We start from the raw sequence: 12534 nt of genomic DNA on the forward strand, positions 1-12534 counted from the left end.
TCTGGCCCGTTCCGTCAGGACCACATGAACATTCGGGTCTGCATGGCCGCCGTGTCGATCACGTCGCCCACGTCCTGCCGGGAGAGGTGCTGCACGCTGCCCAGGGTGGTGCTCTGCCAGCCCTGCACGTCCGGCGCCCCGTCGGCGAGTGAGACGACGACGCGGTAGCTGCAACCGGGGTAGCTGCCCAGGGAACGGGTGGCCGCCTTCACCCGGTCGATGTCGGTGTGGTGTCTCTCCTCGCTGTCCGAGGAGTAGACGAGGTTCAGATCCGCGCGGCACCGGACCGTGTCGGTCGACGGGTCGAAGATCTCCAGGTAGGCGGCCTCCAGCTTGCGCATGGTCAGCCAGGTGCGCAGCCCGTTCTCGACGACGGGCTGAATGGTGGCGAGTTCCGTGACGTCCAGTCCGGCGTCGGATATCGCCTCGTAGAAGATGCGTACGATCTCGTTCGCGGTGTAGACGACCGCCCTCGTGGTGACGTTGACACTGGTTCGCACATGGACACCCGATGCCGCCACGTAATTCCCCCCTGATGTGCGCGAAGTCGGTGCGATCCGACTCGGCAACCAGTAAATACCTCGACGGCCCGAATTCCGGATGTTGTGCGTCGGCCGACGCAGAACCGGTCACCAACGCCCATACCGGCTACCCGCTTTGACGTAGGGACGCACGACTCGCCACTACTGGGCGACGAACATTTCGGCCCAGACGGTCTTGCCCGCGACGGTGTGCCGCGTGCCCCAGCGCTGGCAGAGCTGCCCGACGAGGAGGAGGCCGCGGCCCCCCTCGTCGAAGACGCGGGCGCGCCGCATGTGCGGGGCGGTGTTGCTGGAGTCGAACACCTCGCAGGTGAGGGTGTGGTTGTCGTGGATCAGCCGGAGCCGGACGGGAGGCCTGCCGTAGCGGATGGCGTTGGTGACCAGCTCGCTGACCACGAGTTCGGTGATGAACACGGCCTCGTCCAGCCGCCAGGCGGTCAGCTGGTCGATGGCCTGCTGGCGGGCGTGGCCGACCGTGGCGGGCTCGAAGGGCAGCTCCCAGGTCGCGACCTGATCCGCCTTCAGGACCTGGGTGCGGGCGATGAGCAGGGCGATGTCGTCGTCGGGCCGGTGGGTGAGCATGGCGGTCAGAACCCTGTCGCACACCCCGTCCAGGCTCTGGGCGGGCCCGGCCAGAGCGGCGAACATGTTGTCCAGGGCGTCGTCGATGTCGTGGTCGCGGGCCTCGAGCAGCCCGTTGGTGTAGAGGGCGATCAGGCTGCCCTCGGGAAGCTCGATGTCGTAGGCCTCGAAGGGCAGGCCGCCCAGGCCCAGCGGGGGGCCCGGCGGGACGTCGAGAAAGTGGACGGTGCCGCCGGGGGTGACCACGGCGGGCGGCGGATGACCGGCCCGCGCCACGGTGCAGTGGCGGGAGACCGGGTCGTAGACGGCGTACAGACAGGTGGTGCCGACGCCCGCGGCGCTCTCGCCCGCGACGTCGCCCCCGGTCTCCTCCGCGCACAGGTGGATCACCAAGTCGTCCAGGTGACTCAGCAGTTCGTCGGGCGGCAGGTCCACGTCGGCCAGCGTCCGCACCGCGGTGCGCACCCGTCCCATCGTCGCGGAGGCCCGGATGCCGTGACCGACGACGTCCCCCACGACGAGCGCGACCCGACTGCCGGACAGCGGGACGACGTCGAACCAGTCACCGCCCACCCCGGCCTGGCTGACGGACGGCAGATAGCGCGTGGCGATGTCCAGGGCGCCCTGTTCGGGGAGCGTCTGCGGCAGCAGGCTCCGCTGCAGCGCCATGGTGGTGGTGTGGTCCCGCTGGGGGCGTCGTGTGCTGTGGATGCTCGTGGCCGCCTTCGCCGTCAGTTGTTCGGCCAGCCACAGATCGTCCGCGTCGAACGGCCGGGGGCTCTGGTGCCGCCCGAAGACGGCCACACCGTACGAGGTGCCGTCCGCCCGGATCGGCACCACCATCAACGAGTGTGTCCCGCTGTCACGGATCCAGGCGGCCTGCGGATCCTCCCGTGCCCAGCGGGCGACGGTGTCCTCGTCACCCGAGTGGACCGCGCCCTGGCCCAGGGTCAGACAGCGGGCCGACGGCGAGGCGGCGGCGCAGCGCCGCGCCCGCTCGGGTGACTGGTGAAGCCGGTGCCGGTCCGAGACGGACCGCGCGCCGGCCCGGCTGAGCGTGAGGCCGACTGTCGACCAGGACGGGGGCGGCCTGCCGTGCCGGGGCGGGTCCAGCAGATCGACGGTGCAGGTGTCGGCGAGCCGGGGGACGGCGACGTCGGCGAGTTCCTGTGCGGTGCGGCCGGTGTCGAGGGAGGTGCCGATGTTCCGTCCGGCGTCGCTGAGCAACCGCATCCGCCTGCGGACCAGGTCCTCGGGTGGACGCGCGTGCGCCACCAGGCACACGGCCCCAACCTGGCCGTCGGGGTCGTCCAGCGGGATCAGCCGGGCCCGCCAGAGGTCCCGCGGGCGGACGGTGTCCAGGCCGACTTCCACCTCCTGCGGCGGACCGCCGTCCAGCACCGACCGCATCGCCGCCTCGGCCTCGCGGCAGTCGGGGAGCGGCACGATGTCGGACAGGCGCAGTCCGCGCACCGTCGCCTCGGGAAGGGCCAGCACCCGCTCCATGCCGGTGCTGGCCCGCGCCAGCCGCAGATCCTGGTCGAAGACCGCGAGGACACACGGCGAGCGGGCGAAGGCCCATTCGCCAAGCGGCCTGTCGCCGCCGGAGGGCGAGGGCGCCGCCACCGCGGACACCAGCAGCCACTCGGTGCTGCCGGCGCCGTCCGCGTCCCGCCGGTGGGCGAGCACGTCCCTCACCAGCCGGTGACCGTCCCGGTGCCGCAGCGGCACCGTGCCGTGCCAGCGCCGGCGTCCGGCCGCCTCCCGCCACGCCCGCCCGTCGTCGGTGGTGTGCGCGTCGGCGAGCAGCAGGGCCGCCCGCCGCCCCACGACCTCCGACGGCCGGTAGCCGAGCAGCCTCCCGGCGCCCTCGCTCCACGCCGTCACCAGGCCCCGCTCGTCGACGGTGGCCGTCGCCGAGTAGGCCTCCGGACTGCTGGGAGGGGTGGGAAGTCGCTCCATCGCCGCTCATCCTTCGCCGAACCTGCACGGCCGAGGCTCTCCCCCCAGCATGATCCTGACGGCGACGGAGCACCACAGGGACGGCCCACGCGCGACGGCCGCGAATCAGCGCAGCGTAGGCACCTCTCCGCCGTCCACCCGCTCGACCCCGACCCCTGGCAGCCCCCTGCTCCACCGCGCGGTGATGTCGGTGAGGAGGTCGGGGCCGGGCGGGTGCGGGCCGAGCCCGATGGCGTACGACGCGGAGGCCGCGCCGGTGGCGACCGGGCGGGGCCACGCGTGTGCGTCCACCGTGCCGGCCTCTTCCAACGCCGTGAGCAGGGCGCGCATCCGGCCCCGCAGCCGCCCCCGGGTCTCCTCGAACTCCTCGGCCCCGGCCGACCGCACCGTCAGGACCAGCCAGGCGGCGTGCCGTCGGTGCAGCGGCGGCGGGACCGGCAGGTCGTGTGCGGGGTCGCGGCCCGTCCGGTCCGCCGTCTCCAGGATGTCCCAGGCCCGGTACAGCTCCTGGGAGAGCAGGTCACGGAAGCCGGGCGCCACTTGCCCGGTGCACAGGCGTACCGGGTCGGTCGGCGTCAGGATCGACAGCGCCGCCGCCGATCCCGCGGACGGGGCGTCGGGCGTGAGGGCGACCGGGTTCCGCCAGTCCCAGGCGGCCCAGGTCCCGAAGAAGTGCCGGAGCAGCTCGTGCGACGACAAGCCGGGCGCCTCCCGCATGGTGCGGGCGGCCAGCACGGACCAGGCGAGGCCCGGCAGCCCGCCGAACGGGGCGGAGTCGAGCCCGCGCGCCCGTGCCCACTCCTTCACCCGGGCGGCCAGCTCGTCGAACGCGCCCTCATGGCCTTCGACCGAGGCGCGTACGGCGTCCGCGTCGCTGACGGCGCTCAGCGCGACCGCGGCCGCCTCGCCCAGTTCGGCACGGCGTTCCACCGCCGTCGCCGGTGCGAGCGTTCCGGTGCCGACGAGGGTCAGGTCGACGTCCAGGCCGCCGACGTACAGCCGCAGCCCCGGCACCCTGGCCCCGGTCACCCGCCGCACCCGGGTGGCATCCGGCAGCGCGGCGGCCAGCCGTGCCTCGACGTCGGCGATGTCGATGCCGCCGGGCAGGGCCGCGACCAGGTCGAGGTCGGCGGCGGGCAGCGCGCCGCCCATGCGCCGCGATCCGACGAGGTGCACGGTGCCCTCGCCCAGTGCCTCGCGGACCCGCCGGACGGTCGCCTCGGTGGGGTCGTCCCCGGGCGCGGGCGGGGCCGCGCCCGGTTCCGGCAGCAGCCGTATCTCGCCGGAGCCCAGTGCCACCGTGGCCCTCGGGCGCATCGGTTCCCCGCCCCGGCGGGAGAGGACGACCAGTTCCCCGACCCGCGCCGACAGACCGCCGCCGAGCCGGGCGGCGCACTCGGCGGCGACCCGCTGCGGGTCGGGGGAGCGGCCCAGCGTCAGGTGCGGCGTGAACCCCTCGGCGCGGCCCCGGCAGCGTGGGAACTGCCGCTCCAGCGCGGCTCGCAGCCCCGCCCACGGAACCGGGTCGGCCGCGGCCGGGTCGAGCCAGACGGTCGCGTCCTCCCGGTGTCCGAAGGTGTGCACGCCCTGGAGCCGGGCGGTGAACGCGGGTGTCCGCGCCACCGCCCGGGCCAGCAGCGGCAGCGCCCGGTCGAAGGCGGACTCCGGGACGAAGCCGAAGAGCAGATTGACATGCGGCGGCCAGCGGTGGATCTGCGGATCGTGCTCGCCGCGGAGTTCCTGGAGGGGGGCCCACAGCTCCTCGGGCGGCAGCCACGCCACCGCCGTACGCGCGGTCGGCGCGAGGTCGAGCACCGGCTCGTCGGACACGGCCCCGTCGAGGACGAGGTCCGCCGTGACCCCGAAGTGGTCGGAGACGTACAGCCCGTCCGCGGTGGGTGAGTCGCCCAGCAGGGCCGCGCTCCCCGCGTGCGGGCCGTTCGCGCCGAGCAGGATCCGGTCCAGGCGGGAGGCCCGTCCGGTCAGCGAGGAGACCGCGGCCAGCGGGTTGACGCCCGGGTCGAAGGTGGGGGTCCGGTCGGCGGTTCCATGTACCTGCGTCCACGCGTCCCGCAGTCCCAGGGCGGCGGCCGGTCCGTCCGGCCCGTCGGTGCCGTCGTTGAAGTCGCCGACCAGGACCAGCGGGCAGTCCAGACCGGTGAGTCCCTCGGTCAGCTGCGCCAGTTCGGCCCTCCGCCGGGCGGGGCCGTTGTCGGAATGGTCGCTGCTCAGATGGGTGTTGGCGATCACGACCGGTCCGTGGGCCGTCATCACGGTGACGGCATGGACGGCCTTGTGCGGTCCGAGTTCGTGCCGGGCCGCCTCACGCACGGGCAGCCTGCTGAGCAGCAGCAGACCGCAGTCCTCGACATGCCGGCCCTTCGGGCCGGTGTCCACCGCGTAGGCGGCCCGGACCCACGGGGCCGCCAGCACCATGGCGAGCAGCTCCGGCTCGACCTCCTGCAACGCGATGACGTCCGCGTCCGACGCCGCAAGAGCCGCCAGCAGCAGCGGTCTGCGCCGCGCGGTGTCGACGCGGTCGCTGTCGTAACGGTCCCAGAGCGTGTTCCAGGTCAGCACCCGCAGCACCGTCCCCTCCACCGGGGCCGCCGGCGCGGCGGTGCCGTCGGCCTCGCGCCAGACGCCGGCCGCCGGGTCCCACCGGTGGGGCGTCCCGGCGGTGAAGAACGGCGCCCGCAGGACCCGTGGGTCGCGCACCCGGCCCGCCGTCGACTCGTCGATCCGGTCCACGCCGTCGGCCCGGTCCCAGACCACTTCGCCGTCCGCCTCGACGAAGAGCACCCGGTGCCACGGGATGTCTCCCCCGGGGACGAAGGACGGCAGCGGGACGCGCTTGGGGGCGGCCCCGCGCTGGCCGATCCCGAGCACGAAGCGAGCGGGGTCGAAGCGCGGGTCCCAGCGGACCCGGTGGTAGATCTCGTCGCTGGTACGCATCAGAGGTCCCCTCCCGAGAGTGTCCCGTCGGTGTCGTCGACGGTCCCGCCCGCGCCGACGTACCAGGTGCGGTGCGCCTGACCGGGATACGGCGGATCGAACCGGCGCAGCTGTCCGGAGAGCACCTCCGGCGGCACCGGGTGGGCGCGTCCGGCGTTGCGCCGGGTCAGGGTCTCCTCCTCGGCCGACACGACCACCTGGGTGATCAGCGCGTCCCTGCGGCGGGCCACCGACCGCACCAGGGAACGCTGCCCACGCACCAGCGACGTCGCGTCCCACACGACCGTCCCGCCCCCGGCCAGCGCCGCGTCGAGCCGTCGCAGCCCCTCGCGCAGCACCTCGTCGTTGGCACGCTGGTCGGCACGCGAGCCACGGGCCTGCCGCAGGCCGTCGAGTGAGACAACGGAGTCCACTCCCTTGAGTCCGGCGGCGAACGTGCTCTTCCCGCTGCCGGACGGCCCGGTGAGATGGACGAGCCTCGGGAAGTCCCCGTCGCGCCACCGCCAGGTCGCCGCCACGGCCTCCTCGGCGGTGGCGACCCGTCCGGTGGCGTACGCCTCCCGGGCCTGCGCCCAGCACCGGTCGGCGGCATCGCTGTCGCCGAGCCCGCGCAGCGCCTCGCGCAGTCCCGCGCGCAACGGTTCGAAGGGTGCCTCGCCGAGCAGCCCCGCCTCCTCCGCGCACAGGGCGGACCAGTCCACCCGCTCGCGCTCCTCGGTGCCCAGTCCGGCCGCGACCGCGCCGGCCACCGCGTGCAGCACCCCCAGATCGGCCGCGACGGCCAGGTGCCCGAGACCGGTGCGCCGCTCGTCCTCCGGGTAGGGCCGGGACAGCAGCGAGTGCAGCCCGACCAGATCCGCGACCCGCCTGGCCAGCGGCATACCGAGCGGCCCCGCCAGCCCGGGTGCCAGCCAGGCCCTGCGCCGCCCGTGGAGCAGGGCGGCCAGTACACCCGCGAGACGCGCGTCGCCGGTCCGTCCGAGCACGTCGAGCCGGGCCGACACATCGGCGACGACCGGCTCGCACGACGGGTCGAGATCCTCCGGCCGGGCCCCCACCGCGGTACACAGCGCCCCTGCGTCGGGGGCCGCGCCGGACCGTACGGCCCACAGCGCGGCGGCCGGGCCCAGCCCGTTCTCCACGACGTCGGCGTGCATCCAGTGGGTGCCGGTCCGCACATGCCCCGGACGCACCCACTTCGCCACGCGCAGCCCGAACTCATCCCGGCCGAACCCCTCGACGGTCCGCACGACACAGCCCTCCTGCCGTGCGGAGTCCAGCCGCAGCGCCCGCAGGGCCCGCTCGTCGAAGACGCCCCGCCACAGCACCGGCGGCACGGGCACACCGAGACGCCGCATAAAGCGGACCGTGCCGTCCCAGTCCAGACAGCGTTCCCGGTCCCAGACCGAGAATCCGTAGAACCAGCTCTCCAGGTCCTCGTACGCGATCGAGTGCCGGGCGAACAGGTTCTCGCCGCACACCCGCCACCCGGGCGGCACGGCCGCCCCGATCCGCCCCTGCAGACCCTTCACCCAGGCCCGCGAAGGATGGTGCCCGGAGTCCAGCGACCGCGCGTGCAGCCCGTCGGCGTAGATCGTGGTGTTCTCGCCGTCCAGCTTCTCGGTCACGACGACCTCCCGACCGCGCAGTCCCGACAGGTCGGACACCCGGATGTCGTCCGGGCTCGCACCGGGAGACCAGGGCAGATGGGGGGTACGCGGATAGTGCACACGTTCGGTCATCAGGAGGCCGACTTTAGTGGCCCGCACCGCCGAAACGCCCCTCAATATCGCGGCGCGGGTTGCACCACAAATCGAGCGGACGTTCCCTGGAAGTATCCCGGAACGCGGAGGTGATTCAGGTGAAGGCCGTCGTCTACGAAGAGCCCTTCAGCGTGGTCGTGAGGGATGTCGACGATCCGGGGATCCAGCACCCGAACGACGTGCTGGTACGGGTGACGTCGAGCGCGATCTGCGGCTCCGACCTGCACATGTACGAGGGCCGTACCGCCGCCGAGGCGGGCATCGTCTTCGGACACGAGAACCTCGGCATCGTCGAGGCGGTCGGCAACGGTGTCACCTCTCTGTCGGAGGGGGACCGTGTCGTCATGCCGTTCAACGTCGCCTGCGGTTTCTGTAAGAACTGTCTCGCCGGGAAGACCGGATTCTGCCTGACCGTCAACCCGGGATTCGCCGGCGGCGCGTACGGCTATGTGGCGATGGGCCCCTACAAGGGCGGCCAGGCGGAACTGCTGCGTGTGCCGTTCGCGGACTTCAACTGTCTGAAGCTGCCGCCGGGCACCGAGTTCGAGACCGACTTCGTCCTCCTCGCCGACATCTTCCCCACCGGCTACCACGGATGCGAACTGGCGCAGTTGACCCCGGGCGAGAGCGTGGCCGTCTTCGGCGCCGGTCCCGTGGGGCTGATGGCGGCCTACTCCGCACTCCTGCGCGGGGCGTCGATGGTGTTCTCGGTGGACCGCGTGCCGGAACGGCTCGCCAAGGCCGAGGAGATCGGAGCCATCCCGATCGACTTCACCCAGGGCGACCCGGCCGAACAGATCAGGGAACAGACTCGCGGCGAGGGCACCGACAAGGGCGTGGACGCCGTCGGCTACCAGGCCCAGGCGCACGACGCCAGCCACGAGGAACCCGCCGTCGTCCTCAACGCGCTCGTCGAGACGGTACGTCCCACCGGCATGCTGGGCATACCCGGCCTGTACGTGCCGTCCGACCCGGGCGGCCCCGACGAGCACGCCAAGCACGGCCAACTGCTGGTCTCCATCGGCAAGATGTTCGAGAAGGGGCAGCAGATGGGCACTGGCCAGTGCAACGTCAAGCGCTACAACCGGCAGCTCCGCGACCTCATCATCGCGGGCCGCGCCAAGCCGAGCTTCGTGGTCTCCCACGAACTGCCGCTGGAGGACGCCCCGGGCGCCTACCAGAAGTTCGATCAGCGGATCGAGGGCTACACCAAGGTCGTACTGCATCCGGGGCACGCGCTGGCAGCATGAGCCATCAGATCGTGGGTGTTCCGCGTCCCCACACCGGACCGGGGTGGTGCGGGGACGCGGGGTCTGTGCTGTCAGCCGATGCAGCCGGTGGGGATGACGGGGCTGAGGAGACAGTTGGTGGGGGTGTTGCCGGTGATGGTGGAGCCGGCGGTGGTGCCGAATTGGCTGTCGGTCCAGATCCCGCCGGGTGCGGGTGTGCTGGGTGCGGTGTTGTTGTTGACGGTGCTGTTGAGGAGGGAGAAGGAGGAGTTCGTGCTGTAGATGCCGGCGGCGAAGGAGCCGGTGCCGGAGACTTTGTTTGCGTTGACGGATGTGTTCTGGAGGAACGCGGAGCCGGAGTCGGCGTGGATGCCGCCGCCGGTGGAGTACTGGCCGGAGGCAAGGTTCCCGCTGATCACCGAACTGCTGACAGCGGTCAGGGGCGAACCGGAGATGTAGATGCCGGCGCCCTGTCCGTTCTGGCCGATGAGCTTGTTGTTCGAGACGGTGGTGCCGGACAACGTCGTCGGATCACCGACGAAGATGCCCGCGCCCTGCGGGGTATCCGACTTGGTTACGGTGTTTCCGGAGACCAGTGAGTCGATCAGGATCGTGGTGTTGGCTCCGGCGTAGATGCCGCCGCCGTTTTCGGTGGCGGTGTTGTTGGTGATGCGGCTGTTGATGATGGTCACCGAGTCGCCTGCTGTTTCGATTCCGGCGGCGTAGGCGGCGGTGTTGTTGCTGATGACCGAGTTCTGGTCGATCGTGAGGTCACCGTCCGACTGGTAGATCCCGCCGTCGCCCGACGCGCCGGCCCGGTTGCCGGTGACGGTGACGCCGTGGAAGAAGACGGTTCCGCTCAGGTAGGCGCCGCCTGCGAAGGTGGCCGGGCCGGTGCGGTTGTCCTTGATGGTGCCGCCGGTGAGGGTGATGGTGCTGTCCACTGAGTAGAGCCCGCCGCCTGCCGCGGAACCGACGGCGTTGCCCTGGAGGATGAGGTTGGTGGCGGTGAGGGTGGTGCCGGCATCGGTGGAGATGCCGCCTCCGTTGTCGTTGCCGGGGTTGCCGTTGATGACGGCGAGCGTGTCGAGGGTGAGGGTGGAGGTGTTGGTGAGGTGGATGAGGCGCAGTGTGCCGGCTGTGCGTTTGAGGGTGGCGTGGTTGCCGGTGATGGTGAGGTTCTTGTCGATGACGAGGGCGTTGGTGGCGTCAGTTTTGTTGGAGTCGTCGTAGCCGTAGACGCAGTAGCTGGCCAGGGAGAGGGTGTCACCGGGGGAGGCGGTCGAGATGGCGGTTTTCAGGAGGGTGCCGGCTGCGATCGGGTCCGCGTTGCAGCCGACGGGGGTGGGGGCGGCGGCGTGGGCGGGCATGGTTCCCGCCAGGCCGCTGACGGCCAGAGTGAGGGTGAGTGCGGCGGCCCGCTGCCGCACGGCGCGGGGCGCACCGGTGCTGCGGGTCTCCTGGCGGGTGTGGTGGGCTGCGCTGCTGCGTCGCGCCATTGGTCGAGCCTCCCGAGTCGTTCTTTTCACCGGGCTCCTTGAATTCGCTGACCGGGAGCCGTCCGGTAGCCGGTAGTCGGTGTGGTGCCCGGCTGCCGGATCCGGTTCCCCTCGCGGGGGCCGGCGCACGGAGCCGTCCATGCACTTCCTTGGGCGGTGTGGCGCCGGAAGATGGGCTTCACCGGGTGTCCCACGCAAATCTCAAGCCCTGCGGTGCGGATTCGGCTGTTGCCGCGCCGCCGGGTGCTCCAGGCAGGTGACAGGGCGTGAGGATCGGCGAAATCGCGGTCCACGAGGTCCGGGGCCCGTTCCGCGCCGGCGTCGGGGATGGTGGTGGTCGCCTCCTACGCCGCGGACCGCTCCGGTGATGCCGGGTTCACGCACGAGGCGCTCGACGGTGCGGCAGGCCCCGCGGCATCCTGGCGGTTCGGGTGCCGCCAGACCTTCAGGGCCCCGTAGCCAAGGTAGTTGGCCTCGTATGCGCCCGGCGGCAACGAAAGACGCCGCGACCTCTGAGGATGACGTTGGCCGGCTTCAGCTCGGCCGACTCCTCGCGTTGTGCCCGGACCGTTCCCGGCGTCGATCTGGTCCTGCCGCACCCACTTGCGCAGCGTCCCGGTCGTGACGATGCCCAGCTTCTGGGCGCTGCGGCCCACTCGGTGCGTACTCCGGCCGCACCTCGGCGACCATCCGCACCGCACGACAGCTGAACCGTTCCGGGTGCGTCAGGGACTCGAGCCGGCGGACCCGACGCCATTACCTGGCACGACACACCGCAGAGCAGAACACCGCGTCGGGCCGGGATCCCGGCCTCAGCCGTTCACCACAGCCCTCACACACCCGCTCCCCGGTCCGCCCGGCGTCCTCGGACACACCGCCGGCCCAGGCGCCAAGGCGGCTCAGAACCGGAGATGGCGACAAGGCCCCGCGGGGCCAGTGCCCGACAGGCGACGCGTTCCCCGGCGCGGCGGATCTCACGTCTCCCGCAGCGGCTCGTACGTGTCCGCCGGCACCCCGAACGTCCACGCGACCCCCTCGCGGGCCGTACGGGTGGCCGGTGGCACCCGGAGCCAGTACGTACGCCGTGAACCATCCGGCTCCGGCGTGGAGTTGAGAACCTCCACCATCACCACCGGCTCGTCACCCGCCAGCTCGACGCGCCACAGCGTTCCGGTCGCGTCCCGGTGCACCGGGCGTGCCCCGGAGTCCGCGAGGTATCGATCGTAGCCGTAGTACTCCAGCATCACCCGGCGCAGTTCGGCGTTCTCCTCGTCCCGGATCCGCTGCGGGGTGAGGGTGCGGAGCTCCGCCACGAACGCCGCCGACACCGGCATGCCCCGCCAGGCGTGCAGGGCGAATCCGTCGGGATAGGCGAGGGCCGGGCCGTCCCCGTGGTCGAGCCGGCCCGCCTCGTCGCGGTGCAGCGCGACCGGACGTTCGCACACCACGGCGACCTCGGCGAACGGCCACCACCAGCCGGCGCTGCGGCACACCTCGCCCAGCCCGTCCAGCGGAGCCCGGTCCGTGGGAAAGGCGGCGAGCCACGGCGCGTCGTGCTGCCCCAGCACGGCGTCCAGCAGGAGCAGCCGGACCTCCGCCCCGGCATCGGTGAACTCCTCCAGCACACCTTGGCGGACGCGCTCCACCAGCGCCTGTGTGCCGTCCCAGAGCCGGCCGCCGGTGGCCGCCCAGTGCGCCGACCAGCCCGCCGCACCCAACTCCGCGTGCAGTCGCAGCCGTTCGGCCGCCCAAGGGGCGCTGCGCACCGCCTCCCGGACGCTGGGGCCGGTGTCCTCCAGGGTCCGTATCAGGGCGACCGCCTCCCGCGGCGAGCGCGCCCACAGGATGCGCCGCGGCTCCGCGAGCCCGGCCCGCCGGTAGGCCAGCCGAACCCCCTGTTCGGCGCGCGCCCGGTCGGCGGGGGCCGTCTCCGCGGCGCACGCACGCCACAGCCCCGTCCCGCCCAGGGCCAACTCGTCCTCGACGTCCACGACACTCATCG

General features: G+C 72.5%; 7 protein-coding genes. 1 reads left to right on the forward strand and 6 read right to left on the reverse strand.

Annotation, left to right across the window (positions count from 1 at the left end):
• Nucleotides 1–14: 14 nt before the first annotated feature.
• From ACIPK3_RS23285 to ACIPK3_RS23300, 4 genes are all read right to left on the reverse strand, one after another.
• The gene (locus tag ACIPK3_RS23285; RefSeq protein ID WP_402572465.1) at nt 15–500 is read right to left on the reverse strand and encodes a hypothetical protein; all 486 of its coding nucleotides are present in this window, start codon (nt 498–500) and stop codon (nt 15–17) included.
• 183 nt (nt 501–683) lie between these two features.
• A complete protein-coding gene (locus tag ACIPK3_RS23290; RefSeq protein ID WP_402572467.1) occupies nt 684–3086 on the reverse strand; it encodes a SpoIIE family protein phosphatase in 2403 nt (800 codons plus the stop codon).
• Between the two features lie 105 nt (nt 3087–3191).
• Nucleotides 3192–6041: a poly(A) polymerase gene (locus ACIPK3_RS23295; RefSeq protein WP_402572469.1), complete on the reverse strand. Its 2850-nt coding sequence runs from the start codon at nt 6039–6041 to the stop codon at nt 3192–3194.
• Nucleotides 6041–7783 (reverse strand): RNA ligase family protein, encoded by a 1743-nt coding sequence (locus ACIPK3_RS23300; protein ID WP_402572471.1) that lies wholly within the window; start codon nt 7781–7783, stop codon nt 6041–6043. The genes ACIPK3_RS23295 and ACIPK3_RS23300 overlap by 1 nt, the downstream gene beginning before the upstream one ends.
• A gap of 119 nt (nt 7784–7902) precedes the next feature.
• On the opposite strand from ACIPK3_RS23300, the gene ACIPK3_RS23305 reads away from it, so the two are divergent.
• Nucleotides 7903–9054: a glutathione-independent formaldehyde dehydrogenase gene (locus ACIPK3_RS23305; protein ID WP_402572473.1), complete on the forward strand. Its 1152-nt coding sequence runs from the start codon at nt 7903–7905 to the stop codon at nt 9052–9054.
• Between the two features lie 71 nt (nt 9055–9125).
• Here ACIPK3_RS23305 and ACIPK3_RS23310 read toward each other — a convergent pair whose 3' ends face one another.
• Nucleotides 9126–10532 (reverse strand): hypothetical protein, encoded by a 1407-nt coding sequence (locus tag ACIPK3_RS23310; protein ID WP_402572475.1) that lies wholly within the window; start codon nt 10530–10532, stop codon nt 9126–9128.
• A 974-nt stretch (nt 10533–11506) separates the two neighbouring features.
• On the reverse strand, nt 11507–12532 hold the full coding sequence (locus ACIPK3_RS23315) for a DUF6745 domain-containing protein (protein WP_402572477.1): 1026 nt from the start codon (nt 12530–12532) through the stop codon (nt 11507–11509).
• Between the last annotated feature and the right edge of the window lie 2 nt (nt 12533–12534).

Source organism: Streptomyces sp. NPDC086787, assembly GCF_044745865.1.
Classification (GTDB): Bacteria; Actinomycetota; Actinomycetes; order Streptomycetales; family Streptomycetaceae; genus Streptomyces.